Here is a 19,615-nt window from a genome sequence, read left to right as displayed (position 1 = left end):
AAAGGAGGCTTTGCCGTGAGGAGAATAGCGCTGTTTCTGGTTTTGCTGACAATTTTAACTCCAGTTTTTGCACAGGATAATCAAAGCAAAGGATTCGACCTTGGCATTGTGCTGGGCACCGATTTGCTTCCGGATCCGAAGGACACTACCATTCCGCCCGCGATGGACAGCTGGACAAAAGTAGGATTCCGTCCCGAGGTCGCATTCGGGAAATTGGCTGTCGGTCTTGATCTAACCTTCAGATTCAAGTTTGCATCAGGCAGCACTACGTCGTTCGAGATCTATGAACCAGACTGGATTCCACAGCCCGGAAAGACGACAATACTCGATGTCTATTTGCCAAAGTTGCTCTATGTCCGCTATGGATTCCAGGGCATTGATCCATTCTATTTCAAGGCAGGCTCGATTTCCGATTTCAATCTCGGTAATGGCCTCATTATGGATAATTATTCGAATATGCTCTTCCTGCCTCAAAGGCGTATATTCGGCATGCAGGTTGGCGTAGATGGAAATCTTTTCGGCTTCCCGTATGTTGGAATCGAAGCGCTCAGCGGGAATCTTGCAAAATTCGATGTCATTGGCGGGCGTGTATATATTCGGCCCTTAGCTTTCATGAACAAATCGCTCTTTGGCAGGCTGCAGGTCGGAGCTATCGGGGTATATGACAGGGATCCTCTTATGTATGCCGATGATACTGCGTATGGCACTTCTTTCGGAACATCGAGCCCGACATATGTAATAGGCGTGGATGTTACACTCCCTATTTTGCAAAATCCACTTTTCTCTCTCACGACTTTCGCCGAGGGCGCTATGGAAGTGAACAAAGCCATGGGCGCCATGACAGGTGTGCGCGGTCGCCTTCTCGGCTTCATTTCATATGGCTTGCAGCTGCGGTATTTGCAGGACAATTTCATTCCCGCTTATTTCGATACTAACTACGACCTGTACAGAGCCGAGCGCTTCGCGTTCATCAGAGACAACCCTGCCGGAACAGCGTATACACCAAGTTGGCTTGCATCGGCCGGAGTTGACATTTTCAAATCGCTTATCAATGTGCGGGCAACAGTCGACGCTCCGTTCAAAGCATTGCCTTCTCCTGCAACCAGCAATCCTGCAGATTATCCGCACCTGCTTGGAAGGCTCACACTCAATAAAGGTCTTATTCCCAATTTCAGTGTCGCTGCGCGCTACGAAAAATATTTCCTCGGCAAAAAGAGCGGCAATATTTTCTCGGACCTTATTGACCCGACCGATGCTTCCATCGGCATGACCGTCAGTTATTGGGCTGGTGCGGCAGTCGTATCGCTGGACTATATCTACTCGTGGAATCCGACCAAAAACGATTTCGATGTGAGCTCGGGCCTTTCGATTGGCTTCCAGCTATAACTAGTTTTGGAATTCTTGAGGGAATCGGCCATGGTTTCAGGATCGCGGCCGTTCGCCCATGATGCTGTGCGGCACAACAAATTCAGGTTAAAGACTGCAGCTTCCGGGCTGCGGTCTTTGTTTTTTGGCAAAACATCGCTATCATTGCCATGATGGGTGTTATTCGGATTCTTCCGCAGGAGACTTCGCGCCGCATCGCAGCAGGAGAGGTAATCGACAGACCAGCATCAGCTCTGCGAGAACTCCTTGACAATGCAATCGATGCAGACGCGCGGGACATTGCAATCTCAATTGCACAGGGCGGCATCGAGGAAATAACTGTCACCGATAATGGTTTCGGGATGACAAAAGAAGACCTCGAACTTTCCGTTCTGGAACATGCCACCTCGAAAATTTATGAGCCGGACGATATCCTGAAAGCTCGAACCCTCGGATTCCGCGGCGAAGCCCTTGCCTCGATTGCTGCAGTGTCCCGCCTTGAAATCGCAAGCCGGCCGCGCGGCTCGAACGAAGGTTGGCTGCTTCGCAGCGTGCCGCTTCAGCCTCCTGCAATTGATGCCTTCCCCTGCAAGGAAGGCACGCGGGTCACGGTACGTGGGCTTTTCGAGTCATACCCTGCGCGCAAGCAATTTCTTAAAAGGCCGCAGAGCGAAGCTCTGCTCTGTCGTACCACTTTTATCGAAAGAGCTCTCTCGCATCCGCATCTCACCTTCCGATGGCAATCCGCAAATGATGCAGAAGTGTTTTTGCCTGGAACACACGCAGAGCGAATTGCTCGCTGCTATCCCGATTTGGCGCATGCCCCTCTGTTCGACGCCGTCTCCGAGGCACAAGGCCTCCATATTCATATCGTGTACGCAGACATATCCGTGTATCGCAGAGATCGCAAATACATCCAGGTCTTTGTCAACAGAAGAAAAGTTCCTGAATGGGGTGTGCTCAGCCTTGTCGAATACGAATTTGCCAAATATCTGCCCGGCGGAGCTCACGCATGCGCCTTTCTGTTTCTGGAAATTGATCCAGGGCTTGCAGACTTTAACATACATCCTGCAAAAAAGGAAGTTCGATTAAAAAACGCGCAGGAAGTGCATGCTGCTATCCATGCGCTTTTATCTTCGGAACTCAAGGCACGGTATAGCGGAAGCACACAGGATTTGTCTGCACGCTTTTCGGACATGCAGGAGCCCGAGTTCTTTGCTGCCGATCGCTCACAACCGCAGCTTAATTTTGCTGCTTCGGCATTTGCAGAGACGAGGCGGCAGGAATGGGGCGCCAGGTGGCCATCCTTTTCCGAGGCCCAAAACCAGAAGCGTGCTGCCAGCAATTCGCTCCCAGCTGATTTCTGGCAGAAGATACGAGCAAACAATGAAAATGGCCCACGATATATCGGCAGAGGGCCAGGTCCATTCCTGCTTTTCGAGCTGGACGGAATTCTCTTCATCATGGATCAGCATGCAGCGCACGAGCGTATTCTGTATGACCGTTTGAAAGCAAAAGAAGGGATAAGCCAGAGTCTTTTGGTTCCCTACCTCATCGATCCCGAAGATAATGAGCATTTTCTTGAAGAAGCTGCGCAAGCTCTCGAATTCATCGGGTATAGAATTTCAAAGGAAGAATCAGCATGGGCAGTAGAAGCGGTCCCGGCAATCGCTGCTTCTCAAGCTCTTGAAGCACTTGTCGAGTGGCTGCATCAGCCTTCTGTGGAATCGACGCCGCTCGATTCAATTGCCGCCGCTCTTGCATGCAAGGCAGCAGTAAAGGACGGAGATATACTGGATCAAGCCGCTGCCGAACGCCTTATTGCCGAGGCATTAGCGCTGAAAGAGCCGCGCTGTCCGCATGGCCGCCCAGTCCTGATAGCATTCCCGAGAGAAAAGCTCGACGCGATGTTCGGGAGAACGCTTGCATGAAAAAAAAACTTCGCATCCTATGCGTGGCGGATGAGGTAGACCTTCTTGTTTACAGCTCCCAGATAAACGAGCGCTTTGCAGATATCGATCTTGTCCTCTCGGCTGGCGATCTGCCGGATGAATATCTCGAATTTATAGCGAGCATGCTGAACAGGCCTCTTGTATCAGTAGCCGGCAACCACGATCGCAGCGATTCCCCGCGCGACAGAGAGAGTCTGCGCTACATTTCCGATCAGCAGAGGCCGGGCTTGGGTCGGATCCGTTTTTCAATAAAAAAGGAAAGCGGAATCAGTATTCTTGGATTGCCAGGTTCCATCCGGTACAACAATGGACAAAACCAATACAGCGATGCATGGATGACATGCAAAATTATATGCATGCTCCCCCGCCTGCTCATCCGCCGTCTTCTTTTCGGCCGGTCAGTCGACATCATCCTTGCGCATTCACCGCCAAGAGGCATTCACGATGGAGGAGACCCTGCGCATACAGGTTTTTCGGCCTACCGCTGGCTCATACGGGTTGCAAAACCATATTACTTCATTCATGGGCACGTTCACCTTTATGATCTGCAGTCGCTGCGAGAATTGAATGTGGGCGATACTGCTGTTGTAAATGTGTACGGCCATAGCGTGATCACTTTGCTGAAGGAGGATCGCGATGCCGGATGATTTTCATACCCAAGCCGAGATGGATTTTTACAGAGCGAAGACAAAAGCGCTCACTGCGCGCATTATCGGCATGCTGAAGCCCTCTGTAACAGATCTTATGCCATTCGAAGAAGCCAAGCAGCTTTTGAAGCCCCAGTCTGAAACATATCGTGGAATCACCACTGTTCCCCTCGATAAAATTATCGGCAGCGAAGGGCGATATCGGGACTTCACGCGCTTTTTCTTTCCTAAAAAGGAACATCTGAAAGCCCGCTGGACGGGTATCGATACCCTGCATTACAAAGACATTGTTCTGCCGCCCATTATCCTTTACGAGATGGGTGGCGTCTATTTTGTCCGCGATGGCAATCATCGCGTTTCGGTCGCCCGTTCACTTGGGCAGGAATATATCGATGCAGAAGTCATCTCGCTCCAGTCAGAGATACGCCTCAATGCCGACATGTCGATCGATGACATCAAACACGCAGTCATCGAATATGAAAAAAAACGCTTTTATCAGGAAACAAATTATCCGCATATTGTAGGCACTGATGACCTGGATTTCAGCGAGCCAGGAAGATTCGACACAATTAGAGAGCATGTCTATGTCCATAAGTACTATCTCAACCAGCATATGACAGAAGAAATCCCTTTCCACCAAGCGCTCTATTCCTGGCATGAGAATGTCTATCAGCCCCTTGGACAAGCCATCGAAGCGGAAAATCTGCTATCGCTCTTCCCGGGCCGCACCGTCTCGGATCTATATATCTTTCTCGTCGCCCATTGGGACGATCTGAAGCGAAAATACGGCCGCTATGTTGAAATTGAAGAAGCTGCAGAAAGCTTCAAGAGCCAGGCCAGATCCGCCCGCAAAAAGCCAGCGGGCATGCTAAAGGCTTTGATTTTGAATTTTGCAAAAAAAGTTAAAAATTTCTTTGAAAAATCGTAACTTTGCGCTAGAATTTCTATTATAATAGGTAAAGAGAGCAAGTGAGCGCAGCTTCTTCATGCAGCCTCCATTGTATCGGCCGCCGGGTACCCCTCCTTATCCGGCGGCATTTTTTTGAATATCATGCGATGAATTGACTTTTAAGACCAATTTCTATATTCTTGCTGCGGCTGTTTGCTGGAACAAAAGGAGTTGTCATGGCACAGATTTCGAAAAACGCTCGTACTACTAGTTCTACCCATCACTTTTATTGCCCTTGCGGTGGTGAGATCAAAATGAAGACAATTTTCGAGAATGGCAAAGTAAAGAATGTTGCCGAATGCGAAAAATGCAAAAGAGTCGAGCGCCGTCCAAGCGATTTTAAATGAGCCAAAAGCCCCCGGAGGCCTTCTCCAGGGGCTTTCTTCGATCACAATCCCCCTGGCTGTCAAATCAAAGAGCGCATAGTTTCAAGACTCATCCCGATTTTTTTGTGTGCATCATCCAGAACTCTTGCTATTTCGTGCTTGCCCCTTGGCGCTTCGTAGATTTCAACTATTTCCACCACATATGGCTCTTTCCCGAAGCGTCTTAAAAAATCCCTGATTGTTGCGACCCGCCATCCTCCATCGATCGCAATTGCGGCTACAGGGATAGCTTCTATTTCAAGTATTTTTCTGACGCCTGCTGCATAGAACACTCCAAGTCTGCCATCCCGCGAACGTGTGCCTTCCGGAAAAATGACAGGGGAAGCCTGTTCCAGCTTGCAGGACCTGGCCATTTTGGAAATAGACCGCATCGTATCGATGGGCGCGCCACGCCTTTTGATAAGGCAATGCCCTCCTTTGCGCAAGGTAAAGCTGACAAGAGGAATGCCGAACTGCAGCTCTTTTTTCGCTACAAACCGCGGCATTCGCTCAAATCCAAGCATATAAATAAGGACGATTATATCCAAAAGGCTCTGATGGTTCGCAATGACCAGACAGTGCTTCGGAATATGCAGCTTCCTGGGATTTCTGATATCGACGTTGAAGCCTCGGAATATCCTGAATAGACCGAACAGCAATTTCGCTCCGTATTGTTCATACCTGGAACAGAGAGCGTTTTTTCGGGATCTGGGCGCAAAGATATATTCAAGCACCAGAGAGAATTCAAGAGCAAAAAGCGTCAGAAGGGCGCCTATGACAATGGCAGAGTTGATAAGCATCGACATATATCATTATCTTATTTCATATCAGAATGCAATTACCATCAGTAAGTATTGACATGGATGTGCAGTATCTGTTAGCTTTCCAATAGCTTTTTGACCGTAACAAGGTTAGCATTCAGTATATTAAATCCGGAGGAATTCCATTGAGCGCAAGGAATTTGTCAGCTGAAAAGCGACAGAGACAGAATGAGAAGCGCAGGCTCAGAAATAAAAGCGCAAAAACCGCAATCCGAAGTGCAGCAAAGAAAGTTGTTGTCGCTGCAACCGAGAAAAAAGACACCACAGCTGCAAAAGAAGCCCTGCTTCAAATGATCAAGCTGATCGATTCGGCAGCTCACAAAGGCATTGTAAAGAAAAATACTGCTGCGCGCAAAAAATCCCGTATGCAGAAACTCGTAAATAGGTTAGGATAATAGCCGCCGGAATTACCGTCCGGCATCCCAGGAAGGAGCAGAGAATAGTATGGCCGACAAACTTACAAAAGCCGAGCTCATAGATGCGCTGTACGAGTCACTGTCGCCGTCAAGCCGGACAACCCGCAAGGAAATCCACGAGCTGATCGACGGCCTTTTTTCTGAAATAAAAAGCGCAATTCTCGAAGGCAAAATTGTCGAGCTGAGAGGTTTCGGCACTTTTGAAGTAAAGCTCAGAAAAGGCAGATCGAAAGCAAGAAACCCAAAAACGGGCGAAATTGTTTCCGTATCGGATCACGGTGTTGCAACATTCAGACCAGGACGAGAACTCAAGAAAGCTTCCTGGGAAATGAATACTGATCGCATTCCGAAATCGTTTAGAAAAAGAGATTGAATCGCGTTCTTTCTTTAGACAAATTGAAGGCTGTTCATGAGAGCAGCCTTCAGAATCAAATATGAAAGTTTTATCCTTTGAACCACCTGAGCCGTTTGCAACGCAGATAGGGCAATCGGTTATATTGAACGGAAAACTCCGCTCGAACCTCCCCTTAAGTCTCCGTTGTACATTGCGCGGCTCGATCGAAGGAACATTTGTAAGAATCGAACGAAGCGCACATATTGAAGCCAATTCATGCACAGTTCAGAATGCGGTCATTGCCGGCTGCTTCACAGGGCGGATAAAAGCTGTCGATTCTTTGGTCTTTTTGCCAAGTTCTCATATATCTGCCGATATATACACTGCAAGGCTGCAGATCATCGAAGGGGCAACATTCGAGGGCGGCATCGAAATGCCCGGCTTTTCTGCAACTGACGATGTTACAGGCACAAGCCATTGACATCGTTCTATAGCCTTACTATAGTGAATATAGATACTTTATAGATGCGGCACATTGCCGCTTAAGCATGAAGAGCCAAAACAATTCGTTCCGATGCGCCGCCTGACAATCCCGAAAGAAGCTATCACGGTCTGCGTTTTTCGCATGGCCGTTTCAACTGCATAGATAGACGGAGTTTCTTGATGGCAATCTACCGCAGAAAAAAATCAGCACCTGCCCAGCCAGAATCGCCTGATACTACTAACTACGATTCAAGTCTTACTAAAGAGGATAGAATAATGAATGAAAGCCAGGTCGAAGAGCAATTCAGCGCAAATAATGGCACGCTTTTCGACGAACATACGGTACAGCCTCCCGAAGATAAAGACCAAAACCACACCGATGTTCATTCCACCGATAGCACCAGAAACCAGACACAAAAAGCCCGCCGGCCTGTCGCCAAAATCCGCCTGAAGAAAAAACCATCGAATACCCATATTGAGCAAGAAGAGAGCCAAATCGTCGAAGAAACTGAACCCGAGTCCGCAGAAATTTCTTCTACAAACGGCTTCGTCGTTGCTTCTCTGCCATCTGATGACCATCAGCACCAGAAATTTGCCGAAGCGTCCCGTCTCGAGCTCGAAAGCCGCGCAGATCAAAGAAATGAAACACGAGCACGCCTTTCCATCAATGATCTTTCCAAAATGGGCATTGTGGAGCTCCGTGAGCTCGGTGCGAAGAATGGTATCAATCATGATTTGCTCATCACGCTCAAAAAGCAGGAACTCATTTTCAACATTCTCAAGGCGCATACAGAGCATGGCGGCATTATCTATGCATACGGCTCGCTCGAAATTCTCCCTGATGGCTATGGCTTTTTGCGCTCTCCCCAAAATTCATACCTACCCGGCACTGACGATATCTATATTTCTCCTTCTCAGATACGACTTTTCAATTTGAAAACCGGCGACACCGTGTATGGCCAGATTCGGAGCCCCAAGGAAGGCGAGCGTTTCTTTGCCATGCTGCGTATCGAGCAGATAAATTTCAACGAGCCATCGGTTGCCCAAAACCGGATTCCGTTCGAGAACCTCACGCCGCTCTACCCTACCCAAAAGCTCAACCTCGAAACTGCGACAGAAGAGATTTCAACGCGCATCATCAATCTCTTCTGTCCAATTGGCAAAGGCCAGCGCGCGTTGATCGTATCGCCGCCGCGCACCGGCAAAACAATCCTTTTGCAGAAAATAGCAAATGCCATCACAGCGAACCACCCCGAAGTGTATCTTATCGTCCTTCTGATCGACGAGCGCCCGGAAGAAGTGACCGATATGGAACGCACTGTCCAGGCAGAAGTCATTTCTTCAACGTTCGACGAACAGGCAACACGCCATGTGCAGGTCGCCGAAATGGTGCTGGAAAAAGCCAAGCGCCTTGTTGAGCACAAGCGCGACGTGGTCATACTTCTCGATTCGATTACACGGCTCGCCAGAGCCTATAACCAGACCGTGCCGACTTCAGGCAAAATCCTCTCCGGCGGTGTCGATTCCAATGCGCTGCACAAACCAAAGCGCTTCTTCGGAGCCGCGCGCAATATCGAACAGGGCGGCTCGCTCACCATTATTGCAACAGCCCTCATCGACACCGGCTCGCGCATGGATGAAGTCATTTTCGAGGAGTTCAAAGGCACCGGCAACATGGAAATCAACCTCGACAGGCGCCTTTCCGACCGCCGCCTCTTCCCCGCCATCAACATAAAGAAATCCGGCACCCGAAAAGAAGAGCTTCTCCTTACCGAAGAAGAACTGCAGAAGATATGGGTTCTCCGCAAGGTTATCAACCCCATGGACGACATTGAAATCATCGAACTGCTTATCGACCGCATGATGAAGACAAAGAACAACGATGCCTTCCTCAAATCGATGAATACGCCCTATCAGGGCATGGATTGATCGAGGGTATTGACTGAAGAGGGCCGCTTCATATATGGTTAAGAGCCGTCATTCTGGCCGGTTTTCAGACATAGAGGTCCATTGACGCATCCGGAGGAAATTATGAAACAGGGCATTCATCCGAAATACGAACTCACCACGATTACCTGCGCGTGTGGCAATGTCTTCGAGACCCGTTCGACGGTAAAGAACATTCAGGTTGAAATTTGTTCCGCCTGCCATCCTTTCTTTACCGGAAAGCAGAAGCTCGTCGATACTGCTGGGCGCATCGAGCGCTTTAACAAGAAGTACGGGATCAAGTCAAGCGAAAACAAGTAAATCTCTTTCGGTTGAGAAACACAAGGCCGCCCTGGACAGGGCGGCCTTCGATTTTTATATGTGGGCTTGAAACTTGGGCTGATACAGCGCGAGCCTTGGCGCGTCTTCCAGCCTCTTCTCTAATCGAGCAGATTGCCTTCAAGAGCATCCAGAATTGCGGCCATGCGTTGCGCTGCTTTTCCTCTGTGCGATATGCGATTCTTTTCTTGTGCGCTCAGCTCCGCGACGGTCTTGCCATAGCTGGGCAAAAACACAATCGGATCATAGCCGAAACCATGGCTTCCTTGCGGCGCATCGCCGATCTGCCCCTCCAGCGTTTCTTCAACCGCGATGAATCGCTGCTTGCCCAGGTACAGGACAAGACAGCATACAAATGCGCACTGGCGATTTCTGATGCCTGCAAGCTGCGAAAGTAGAAGGCTGTTTTTTTCATCTGCAGAAAGCAAATGCCCATTTACTGATCCATAGCGCGCGGATTCTATGCCCGGCTTCCCGTCGAGCGCATCGACACACAGCCCGGAATCATCCGCAAGAACGGGCTTGTGAACAAGAGCGTACAAAGCTTCGGCTTTTATCCTCGCATTTTCGAAAAAGCTTGTGCCATTCTCTTCCGGGTTGAAATCGGCTATTCCCAGGTCAGCGGGCAGCAATAGCGCGTGGCGGGGAAAGAGGGGTTTTAATTCATGCGCTTTATAATGATTGTTTGTTGCAATAATAAGTTCCATATCAGATTGTCTAGCCTAATTCCTGATATTCCGCAAGAGGCTTTCTGGATTGCGCGTTTTTTCGGAGGTAATAGAGCCCGGAATCGACGCTCCCTTTCGGAACATTGAGCAAATCAGAAATGAATTCATTTGAAATTGAGGATTTCCGGTGGCTTCTTTTTTCAAGAAGCTGGCGATAGCGCTTTCGGCATCGCTCCAGGCAGCTCCTGACCTCTTCCCGATCAGATTTAGCAATTGCCGTATCCAGTCTTAGCTCGAGCACACGCATGCGAATCCATAGTATATTCAGTTTTTCGTTCAGCTGATGAATCTGGGATCGCGAAGCTTCTGTTCGCCGCTTTACCAGCTCTATAAGATTGAAAAGATATTGTTCTGGCATGCCGAGGGCGTAGCTGCATTTTCCCAGAAGCTCTTCATCTATATCCCAGGCGCATTTGATTACCAGATAGAGCAGGCGCCGTCGTTCCGGTGCCAATTTTCCGATAAAAACTTGAGGAGAAAAACCAATTCCACTTGTATCGGCATCCTGAATCCTTCGTCGATTCCTGTCAAAAAATGCGTCAGCAGGAACCTCGAGCACCGCGTCTTCAGAAAAATGTGAATAGACATACGCGTTCTCGCTGAGATTCGAGCTATAGTAGTGCCGATGCACGCTTTTGGCGACAAAGCGCATGCTGCTGAGAAGGTATGCTTCCCTAGTTATGCTCTCTTTTTCAGCGCGATCAAGAATTGTTTCAATACGGCTCCGATAGCGGCTAAGCGCCTCTGAAATCTCGTCTTCGCTGAAGAAACCATAGAGTCTTGGATGAGCATACATTCGACGAACAAGCTCGATATAGTTTTTTGAATCCATTCTGGGCCTCCTGCTGTCAATACCGCAAGATGCATGCCACCGAGGACCGGATCGAAGAAAAATTATGGGTGTCTGATATATGTTTTTATAGCGTTAATAATTAGCAACGAATGATTTTTCATCGCAAGATTGTAAGGGAAGAGAAAAAGCCGACAAATCAGGGACGGAAAAGAGAAATTTCGGCCCGCACCCTGCAATAATACGGCTCGAGCTTGGCGATAAAAGGAAAAGGCATGATATTCGGCGGACAGATGCGGCTATCCTCGGCAACAGAAAGCGCCTGCACAGGATCAGAAAGGACAACGCAGAAGCTTTTTTGCTCTACTCTGTCACACAAAGAAAAACTTGCTCATTTCTTGCAATCGCAGAGGACGGGCAGGCGAAAAGCGCGCCATATTTTTATTTGCCTTCCGTATCTTCGCTGAACACAGAAGAAAACGCATCCACCAGTGTATGAACTACCTGATTGACTTTCCCGTTCATAGAAAGCCCTGCTGCAAGCCGGTGCCCACCGCCGCCATATTTTTCAGCAATTTTGGCGACATTTACGGAATCCCGAGACCTGAGACCGACTGTGCACATGTCATCTGTTTCCTGTTTGACAACAAAACAGACCTCGCAGTCGACGATTCCCATCATCAGCTGATAGAGAAGATCAGAATCGCGGCTCGACATGCCATACTTCTGCTGATCATCGATGGTGACCCATGATACCAGAAGACGACCTTCATAATATGGCTGGATGCGCAGCAGAAGCTCACCGAGCATTCGCCTGGAAGCCAGCGTCCGCCCTCCATTTATTGCCATAAAAACCCGCTTCGGAGATACGCCGGCATCGACGAGCCGCGCTGCAATCCTGAATGTCTCGGAGCTGTGCTCATCCAGGTGGCGGAAAAAGCCAGTATCGGTACTCAAACCGAAAAACAAAAGTTCTGCCTCTTCCTTCGTTGGTGCATGGTTCATTGCTTCCATCAGAAGCAGGATCATTGCGGATACTGCGGGCGCGCTCTCATCGAGCCAATCGTAGGGGCCTACAGCGCCCGCGGTCGCATGGTGATCGATAAAAGCGGCAGGGATGTCGGGCATCCGCTCGGCAATATTTCCGATCCTGGACATCGAAGAACAATCGAGAACAAGTGCTGCAGTGCGTTCAAAATCGCGCTCGGCGGGAACTTCACTCTTGAAACGGGCTTCAAAGGGCAGAATCTCGATCCTATTGAAAGGCCCCGACGAAAGCACATGGGCCCGCTTTCCCATGCTCTGGAGCATCGATGCAAGCGCAAGCTGGGAGCCGATACAATCGCCATCAGGCTCGCGATGCCCAAGAATATAGAAACAATCGTGCCCTTCTATGAACTCGAGGAGGGATTTCGGCGCCGGTTTCATCATTTTTCCTTATATAAACGGCAGCCCCGGCTCGCTGGCCGGGCCATACCGTCAGATCGTCGCGAGCATAATCGCTTTGATGGTGTGCTTGCGGTTTTCCGCCTGATCGAACACCCTGGACTGGGGACCTTCGATAACATCGAATGTGACTTCCTCGCCCTTTACTGCAGGAAGACAGTGCAGGAAGATACAGTTCGGATTGCCTGTCTTGGCCATCAGTTCTGCATTGACCTGATAGGAGCTCAAAAGCTTTATGCGTTCGGCTTTGAGCGCCTCTTCTCCCATGGAAACCCATACATCGGTATAGATGGCATCGGCTCCCTTTACGCCCTCCTCGATATCATCGGTAATTTTGAGCTTCGAGCCTGAATCTTTCGCATACGTTTCGCATAGATTCTTAAGTTCGTTATCGGGCCATAATTCTTTGGGAGAAACGATTGTGAAGTGCATTCCAAGCTTTGCGCTGATGACCATGAGCGAACGAGCGACATTGTTGCGCCCGTCGCCGACGAAGCAAAGCTGCTTGCCTTTGCAGCTACCAAAACTTTCTTCGATAGTCAGCACATCGGCAAGTGCCTGTGTCGGATGGTACAGGTCGGTCAGACCATTATATACAGGAACGCCGGAGTATTTCGCAAGGATTTCGACATATTCCTGCTTGAAGCCGCGGAATTCGATGGCATTGAACATGCGGCCCAGCACGCGCGCAGTATCTTCGATAGATTCCTTTGAGCCAAGCTGAATATCCTGGTTCGAAAGAAATACAGGGTGCCCGCCTTCTTCGCCGAACGCAGTTTCGAACGCTGCCCTGGTACGGGTTGAGCGCTTCTCGAAGAGCAGCGCGATTGTTTTGCCTTTGAAGCGCTGCTTGCGCACGCCTTTTTTGGCTTCTTCTTTTACTTTTTTGGAAAGCTCTAGGAAATAGCGGATTTCTTCCGGATTAAAATCAATCCAGGTCAGCAGGGATCTGCCTTTCAGTGCGGACGGGTTCATGGATCCTCCTTGTCTCGGCTATTGAAGTCGACTTTCTTATACTATACAGCCGATGCAGGAAGGTCAAGTTTGCGAATATAGGTCGATTGAGGTCTTGATTGTGCGCTCTTGCCTGCTGCAATATGGCAATAGTGGATAATTTGATGGACAGCACCCAGAACAGCAGACCTTCCAAAATACTCGCGTCCTATTCAGTCCCTGCACTGCTCGACGAAGTGTACGGGCGGCTCGTGCCAATCTGGCCCGATGCACATCCGCTTCTTCATTATCGAAGTTGCTTCGAGCTGCTGGTTGCAGTCATTCTGAGCGCACAGACAACCGATGAGCAGGTAAATTCTGTCACTGACGAGCTGTTCAACCGTTATCCGGATGCCCATAGCCTGGCGCATGCCGAAATATCCGAAGTTGAGCGCATCATTCACCCTGTCGGATTTTTCCATGTCAAAGCGCGACATATCATTGAAGCAGCGCAGATGATCGAAGCGCGCTTTGATGGCAAGCTTCCGCCTAGCTTTGACCAGTTGCTTGAACTGCCGGGTGTCGGGAGAAAAACTGCGAATCTTGTTGCCTCTGCCTGCCATGAAGTGCCTGGCATTATCGTCGATACGCATGTGCTGCGAGTCCTCTGTCGGCTGGGGATAAGTCCCAAAAAAGACCCAAGCCTGGCAGAATCCATTGTCCGCGCGCATCTTGCCCCGGAAAAACATACCCACTTTTCATACAGCGTGAACCGGCATGGCAAATTCACATGTACAGCACGCAAGCCCGCATGCACGCAGAATGGCGCCCCCTGTCCCCTCGAGGATATCTGCCCCAAAATCGGCATTACCTCTCTCAAGAATTGCGATGCTGAATGACGCTGCAAAGTTGAATCGCAATTATCCGGCTGCAGCGTATATCAAAATGAGGACATCATGCCATGGAAAGCGAATATCCTGAGAGCAGCGAAGAAATCCAGGAGATTCCTCCTGACCCAGTAGCCAAACTTGCCCGCGAACGCTTCAAAATCGATCACTTGGCGCCTTTGCAGCGATTCGTCATCGCCAATATTCTCGATGCGGACACCGAAAACCTGCTGCCCTATAGGCAATTGGTCTTGTTTCCTACAGGTTTCGGAAAGTCAGTCTGCTTCCAGCTGCCTTCGCTTGTACTTGAAGGGCTTACCGTCGTTGTGTACCCCCTTCTCGCTCTTATGAATGATCAGAAGCGGCGCCTCGACGAAGCAGGAATCCCATGCGCGCTCTTTCGCGGAGGGCTTGCTGATGAAGAATGGCGTGCACAGGAGACAGCAGTATCTTCAAAAAAAGCCCGAATTGTAATCGCAAATCCGGAAATTCTTGCAACATCGAGGCTACGCCAGTTTTTGAGCCGGTGCCGCATTGCGCATTTTGTGATCGATGAAGCGCACTGCATAAGCGAATGGGGCGAAACCTTCCGGCCGACCTACCTTACGCTGGGAGAAAGCGCAGAGAAGCTTGCGCCGCACGTCATGAGCGCATTTACGGCAACAGCAGGCCCTGATATTGTCTCTTCGATAGAAAAACGTCTTTTTCGAGGAAATGCATATCGGCTTGTCACTTCGGAGGCGGACAGGCCCAATATCCATTACGCAGTGGTACAAACGCTCTCGCCGACTCGCACGTTGCGCCGCCTGCTTTCCTCATGCCAGAAACCAGCCATTATTTTTGAGCGGTCTCGCCCCGGAACGAGAATGAAGGCTGAATTTCTGCGATCTGTCGGATTCGCTGCTACACGATTCTATCATGCGGGGCTGTCGCGCGCAGAACGGAACGAAATAGAGTCCTGGTTTCAAAAAGCGGAAGATGCGGTATTGGTCAGCACCAATGCATATGGCATGGGTGTCGATAAAAAGAATATACGCACTGTCATCCATACAGGCCTTCCCGACAGCGCGGAAGCATACATCCAGGAGGCAGGACGCGGGGGTCGCGACGGAAAAGATTCCTTTGCTGTGCTCATCCACAATATAGCAGAACGAGCTGGCCCTGTGGGTTCTGATCTGCCGCTCCAAGAACAGAGAAAAGCCCGGTTCGCTCCCTATCCTTTGATCGAAACTTGTCGCAGGGAATTCTTGCTCCATCTTCTTGGAGAGACAGAGACGCCTGTGTGCGGTGCGTGCGACAATTGCGAGCTTGAGATGAAAATGGCGCGCAGCTTCAGCAGCGATGGAAGCCCGCCTAGGTGGCGCGACATGTCGATTCATCAGCGCGGCATGCCGCGATGCATGCCGCCGCATTGGCGCCTTTTACTGCAGGCAGAAGGGTTTCTTGAAACGCTGCTTCTCGTTGCTGCCAATCAGAGGCGGTGGACAATGTCTGAATGCATCCGCATGCTTGGCCCGCATGGAATTGGACGCGGCAATTATACAGGAGGGCTTTACGGCTGGAGCAGAACGGAGCGCGAAGAAATGGTTTCCTCGCTCCTCGCGCTGAGCATAATCGAAATTCCACGTCGCGGAATATGGAAGGGAAGCATTTGTCTGAGCAAAGAAGGGCGTGAGTTCCTTTCAGTATTCAAGCGATTTGCAGCAAGAAGCGCACATCATTCCTGGCGCGCGGAGCTTGAAGTGTAGCGCTTTTAACCATATCATGTATAATAAAGAAACACTTGGAAGGTGAGGCTGTATATGGTGACCTATAAAAATCTGGATAGATGCAGTTCATTCGACTCTCTGAAGAAAATTCAAGCAATCAAGCTTTCAGAAAAACTCAGTGCCCAGCGCATCGCTTCTTTTTGGATACGCCATGCGGCGGCAATGTCGTACTGCTACGCGTTCGCCCCTGTGGATGATCAGATTATCGAGAAGCTCCAGGCATTGACGGACGAACAAGAGCTTGTCGAAAAATATCGTCTTCTCGTCGAAGGCGAAATCATGAATACAGGCGAAAAACGAATGGTGCTGCATCATATGGCGCGCGGGCGTCTTGGAAAGACTGTCCGGTGGGAGGGGCAGGATATGGAAGCCTTCTACAGCCAGGAAAAGCAGCGGTTCTACGAATTTGCGAGAAAGGTACGGGACGGCAGTATCCGTAGTTCGGTGGGCACGCCGTTTGCGCAAGTTGTGCAGATAGGAATCGGAGGGTCGGATCTTGGCCCGCGCGCCGCGTGCATCGCCCTGTCTCGATGGGCTGTCTCGCACAAGCGAGCGCGGCTTGCTCCCTGGTTCATTTCCAACGTCGATCCTGACGATGCAGATTCCGTGCTCTCGCATATCGACCTTTCAGAAAGCCTTTTCGTGCTGGTATCGAAAAGCGGCACAACGCAGGAGACACTTGCCAACGAAACTCTTGTTCGCGAGCGCCTGCGGGCTAGCGGCCTCAATCCCGACTTGCATATGGTCGCCGTGACAAGCAAGACAAGCCCACTTGCAGGAAATCCTCATTATTTGGACAGCTTTTATATCGATGACTTTATCGGCGGGCGTTATTCGACATCGAGCGCGGTTGGTGGAGTTATCATCTCGCTCGCGTATGGTCCTGAGACCTTCGAGGAATTCCTTCAGGGAGCACATGAGGCAGACAAGCTCGCGTTCGAGCCATCCTTGAGGCATAACCCTGTGCTCATGGATGCCATGATTGGCGTGTACGAGCGCAATGTGCTTGGCTGGCCATGCACCGCAATCCTTCCCTATGCTGAGCCGCTTTCGCGCTTTCCTGCTCACCTTCAGCAGCTCGACATGGAATCCAATGGCAAATCCGTCAGCCGCACCGGCGAGCCTCTCTCCTACTCCACCGGCCCTGTCGTGTTCGGCGAACCCGGCACCAATGGCCAGCACTCCTTCTATCAACTTTTGCATCAAGGCACCGACATTGTGCCGCTCCAGTTCATCGGCTTTCTGCAAAACCAGATTTCTCCCGACATGCACTCCGAAGGCTCGACTTCCCGCCAGAAATTGCTTGCAAACCTGGTTGCTCAAATGCTCGCCTTTGCGATCGGAAAATCCGACAGCGACCCGAACAAGATGTTCCCAGGCAATCGCCCTTCCACGCTCATCATTGGCGACGAACTCGGTCCGCGGCAGCTTGGCGCGCTGTTCTCACACTTCGAAAACAAGGTGATGTTTCAAGGTTTTGCATGGAATGTCAACAGTTTTGACCAGGAAGGGGTCCAGCTTGGCAAAGTCCTTGCAAAGAAAGCACTTGGAGCAATCAGCAAGGGCGAATCGACTTTTGATGCGCGCCTCGATGCGCTGATTTCTGCTGCGCTCCACACATCGCTCAAGGCGCAGATGCAGCCTGATACTGCAGGAAAGGAATGATGAGCGCAGAAATTGCCGCACAGCCCGGCGAAACGCAGCATGCAGCAACACAAGCCGGGGCAAACGCCCAGCCTTGCATTGTCTTCACCGGTGGTGGAACAGGCGGCCACATCTACCCGGGGCTTGCGGTAATCGATGAGCTGCGCCGCCTCGGCTTTACTGGCAGAATCGCGTGGATTGGCTCCGAAAAGGAGCTCGACCGCTCGATTGTGGCCAGCCATGGCATCGAGTATTTTGCCATTCCTTCAGGCAAGTTCCGCCGAGAGATCTCATTTCAAAACCTGACTGATCTTGGGAGGATCGTTGCTGGCTATTTCAGAGCAAAATCCGTGCTTAAAATGCTGCGTCCTGCGCTTCTCTTCTCGAAAGGCGGGTATGTGAGCGTGCCGCCTTGCAGAGCCGCAACGGCGCTGGGCATACCTGTTTTTACTCATGAATCAGATGCCTCGCCGGGCTTGGCCACGCGCCTCAACAGTGCGCATGCTGAGCGCATTCTCACAAGCTGGGAAGACACCGCGCGCTGTTTCCCACAGTCGCTTCGCTCCAGGATAATCCGTACAGGGAATCCGACGCGACCCGATCTTTTCGAGGGGGACAAGGCGCGAGGTTTGAAGCTTCTGGGATTCAGCGATGATCGGCCCATCCTGTTTGTACTCGGCGGAAGCCAGGGCGCAAAAGAAGTGAACCGACTCGTGCTCTCCTCTCTTTCAAGGCTTTGCCCTACAGTGCAGATTGTCCACCAAACAGGTCAGGCACACTATGAAGATGTTTTGCATGCTATACCGGATGATCCAGCGATCCGCGCAGCCTATCGCCCCCTGGCGTATATAGGCAAGGAAATTGCCGACATCTATGCTGCATCGGATATTGTCGCGGGAAGAGCGGGTGCAGGCACAGTCTGGGAAGCGGCTTCGCTCGGCAAACCAATGATTCTCATCCCTCTCTCGGGAACAGGCACACGAGGCGACCAGGTTGAAAACGCAGCCCTTGCCTCCAAGGCAGGCGCAGCTATCGTGCTTGAGGGCGATAAAGCAACACCAGAAGCATTTGTTGCCGCAGTACAATCGTTTCTCAATCCCGAAGCCTATAGCGCCGCACTAAACGCATGCCGCAAATTAGCACAAGTGCCGCACGACTTTGCGGATCCAAATCTGCAAAGTCTCGATGTCGCCAATTCTATCAATAACGCAGGTTCTCAATATGCAACCGAATTCATCGCCCGCTTAATTCTTGCAAGGATCGGCTGGCGGGCAAAGGAAACACAATGAGCACAATGGACTGGGTATTCAGCGCTGTTGTTGTGATTCTCGCTGCGCGATGCTTTGTGCGGGGCTTCGTGCATGAAGTGCTGTCTGTCGCCTCTGTCGCTGTCGGGTTTCTTGCGGGTCTTCTTCTTTCCAATACAGTGATTGTCCAAGTTCTTCCGAAAGTGGGAGCAAACTCGCTGCCCTATCAAGCGCAGTACATAATCGCTTTTGTGCTCTGTTTCATTGCAGGATTTATCATTATGAAAATCATCGAGCGCATGATCCGTGAAGGACTGGAAGCGAGCAGCCTTGATATTTTCGATCGCGTACTCGGGCTCGCGCTCGGCATTATCGAAGGGTTTATTATCGTGGGGCTGTTCATTGTCATTCTGCAGATACAGCCTTTCTTCGATACCAAAGCGCTTCTGGCCGGGTCGCTGTATGCAAAACTTCTCGGTCCGATAATCGAGCCGGCGCTGGGAGGATCCATCACTCCTCTGCTGAAGAATGGCGATCTGCCCGGCGTGATCCAGAATCTGAAAGGCAAGTAATC

At 50.6% G+C, this 19,615-nt stretch carries 18 protein-coding genes and 1 pseudogene; 14 read left to right on the top strand and 5 right to left on the bottom strand.

Going from position 1 to position 19,615, the window contains the following annotated elements; genetic code table 11:
* The first annotated feature begins 15 nt into the window (after window positions 1-15).
* The 4 genes from GAP13_RS03850 (at window position 16) to GAP13_RS03835 (ending at window position 4,892) form a co-directional block, all read left to right on the top strand.
* On the top strand, window positions 16-1,386 hold the full coding sequence (locus GAP13_RS03850; protein ID WP_158906373.1) for a hypothetical protein: 1,371 nt from the start codon (window positions 16-18) through the stop codon (window positions 1,384-1,386).
* 149 nt (window positions 1,387-1,535) lie between these two features.
* The gene (mutL, locus tag GAP13_RS03845) at window positions 1,536-3,296 is read left to right on the top strand and encodes a DNA mismatch repair endonuclease MutL (protein WP_158906371.1); all 1,761 of its coding nucleotides are present in this window, start codon (window positions 1,536-1,538) and stop codon (window positions 3,294-3,296) included.
* Window positions 3,293-3,964 (top strand): metallophosphoesterase, encoded by a 672-nt coding sequence (locus GAP13_RS03840; RefSeq protein WP_158906369.1) that lies wholly within the window; start codon window positions 3,293-3,295, stop codon window positions 3,962-3,964. Before mutL ends, GAP13_RS03840 begins: the two co-directional genes overlap by 4 nt.
* Window positions 3,954-4,892 carry a ParB N-terminal domain-containing protein gene (locus tag GAP13_RS03835; RefSeq protein ID WP_158906367.1) on the top strand — a complete coding sequence of 313 codons (939 nt, stop codon included), beginning with the start codon at window positions 3,954-3,956 and terminating at the stop codon, window positions 4,890-4,892. Before GAP13_RS03840 ends, GAP13_RS03835 begins: the two co-directional genes overlap by 11 nt.
* Window positions 4,893-5,319: 427 nt before the next feature.
* Here the strand turns inward: GAP13_RS03835 and GAP13_RS03825 are convergent, their stop codons facing one another.
* Window positions 5,320-6,084, bottom strand: a complete 765-nt coding sequence (locus GAP13_RS03825) for a lysophospholipid acyltransferase family protein (RefSeq protein ID WP_158906363.1) — start codon at window positions 6,082-6,084, stop codon at window positions 5,320-5,322.
* Window positions 6,085-6,224: 140 nt separating this feature from the next.
* Here GAP13_RS03825 and rpsT point away from each other — a divergent pair, with 140 nt between their 5' ends.
* The 5 genes and pseudogenes from rpsT (at window position 6,225) to rpmE (ending at window position 9,579) form a co-directional block, all read left to right on the top strand.
* Entirely contained in the window at window positions 6,225-6,494 is a 270-nt protein-coding gene (rpsT, locus tag GAP13_RS03820; protein ID WP_158906361.1) for a 30S ribosomal protein S20, read from the top strand.
* 49 nt (window positions 6,495-6,543) lie between these two features.
* Window positions 6,544-6,888, top strand: coding sequence for an HU family DNA-binding protein (locus GAP13_RS03815; protein ID WP_158906359.1), 345 nt, complete (start codon window positions 6,544-6,546; stop codon window positions 6,886-6,888).
* Between the two features lie 61 nt (window positions 6,889-6,949).
* Window positions 6,950-7,330 (top strand): bactofilin family protein, encoded by a 381-nt coding sequence (locus GAP13_RS03810; RefSeq protein ID WP_158906357.1) that lies wholly within the window; start codon window positions 6,950-6,952, stop codon window positions 7,328-7,330.
* Window positions 7,331-7,992: 662 nt separating this feature from the next.
* Window positions 7,993-9,261, top strand: a pseudogene (gene rho / locus GAP13_RS03805) (transcription termination factor Rho); the annotation flags it as partial.
* Window positions 9,262-9,363: 102 nt separating this feature from the next.
* Entirely contained in the window at window positions 9,364-9,579 is a 216-nt protein-coding gene (gene rpmE, locus GAP13_RS03800) for a 50S ribosomal protein L31 (protein WP_158906352.1), read from the top strand.
* 119 nt (window positions 9,580-9,698) lie between these two features.
* On the opposite strand, the gene rdgB is transcribed toward rpmE, so the two are convergent.
* The 4 genes from rdgB to argF all read right to left on the bottom strand — a co-directional run bounded on the left by rdgB (window position 9,699) and on the right by argF (window position 13,536).
* The gene (gene rdgB, locus GAP13_RS03795; RefSeq protein ID WP_158906350.1) at window positions 9,699-10,304 is read right to left on the bottom strand and encodes an RdgB/HAM1 family non-canonical purine NTP pyrophosphatase; all 606 of its coding nucleotides are present in this window, start codon (window positions 10,302-10,304) and stop codon (window positions 9,699-9,701) included.
* A gap of 10 nt (window positions 10,305-10,314) precedes the next feature.
* On the bottom strand, window positions 10,315-11,157 hold the full coding sequence (locus GAP13_RS03790) for a hypothetical protein (protein WP_158906348.1): 843 nt from the start codon (window positions 11,155-11,157) through the stop codon (window positions 10,315-10,317).
* 399 nt (window positions 11,158-11,556) lie between these two features.
* Complete coding sequence (locus tag GAP13_RS03785) at window positions 11,557-12,546, bottom strand: DHH family phosphoesterase (protein ID WP_158906346.1); 990 nt, start codon at window positions 12,544-12,546, stop codon at window positions 11,557-11,559.
* Between the two features lie 48 nt (window positions 12,547-12,594).
* The gene (argF, locus tag GAP13_RS03780; RefSeq protein WP_158906344.1) at window positions 12,595-13,536 is read right to left on the bottom strand and encodes an ornithine carbamoyltransferase; all 942 of its coding nucleotides are present in this window, start codon (window positions 13,534-13,536) and stop codon (window positions 12,595-12,597) included.
* 122 nt (window positions 13,537-13,658) lie between these two features.
* On the opposite strand from argF, the gene GAP13_RS03775 reads away from it, so the two are divergent.
* The 5 genes from GAP13_RS03775 to GAP13_RS03755 all read left to right on the top strand — a co-directional run bounded on the left by GAP13_RS03775 (window position 13,659) and on the right by GAP13_RS03755 (window position 19,613).
* Window positions 13,659-14,393 (top strand): endonuclease III domain-containing protein, encoded by a 735-nt coding sequence (locus GAP13_RS03775; protein WP_222126138.1) that lies wholly within the window; start codon window positions 13,659-13,661, stop codon window positions 14,391-14,393.
* Window positions 14,394-14,455: 62 nt separating this feature from the next.
* Window positions 14,456-16,129 (top strand): RecQ family ATP-dependent DNA helicase, encoded by a 1,674-nt coding sequence (locus tag GAP13_RS03770; protein ID WP_158906342.1) that lies wholly within the window; start codon window positions 14,456-14,458, stop codon window positions 16,127-16,129.
* 54 nt (window positions 16,130-16,183) lie between these two features.
* Window positions 16,184-17,815, top strand: coding sequence for a glucose-6-phosphate isomerase (locus GAP13_RS03765; RefSeq protein ID WP_158906340.1), 1,632 nt, complete (start codon window positions 16,184-16,186; stop codon window positions 17,813-17,815).
* Window positions 17,815-19,083 carry an undecaprenyldiphospho-muramoylpentapeptide beta-N-acetylglucosaminyltransferase gene (murG, locus tag GAP13_RS03760; protein WP_158906338.1) on the top strand — a complete coding sequence of 423 codons (1,269 nt, stop codon included), beginning with the start codon at window positions 17,815-17,817 and terminating at the stop codon, window positions 19,081-19,083. Before GAP13_RS03765 ends, murG begins: the two co-directional genes overlap by 1 nt.
* The gene (locus GAP13_RS03755; RefSeq protein WP_158906336.1) at window positions 19,080-19,613 is read left to right on the top strand and encodes a CvpA family protein; all 534 of its coding nucleotides are present in this window, start codon (window positions 19,080-19,082) and stop codon (window positions 19,611-19,613) included. The genes murG and GAP13_RS03755 overlap by 4 nt, the downstream gene beginning before the upstream one ends.
* Window positions 19,614-19,615: the final 2 nt, after the last annotated feature.

Source organism: Rectinema subterraneum (assembly GCA_009768935.1).
In the GTDB taxonomy this organism is placed as follows: Bacteria; Spirochaetota; Spirochaetia; order Treponematales; family Rectinemataceae; genus Rectinema; species Rectinema subterraneum.
Note: the sequence above shows the minus strand (reverse complement) of the source record. Positions and strands in the feature narration are given on the sequence as shown.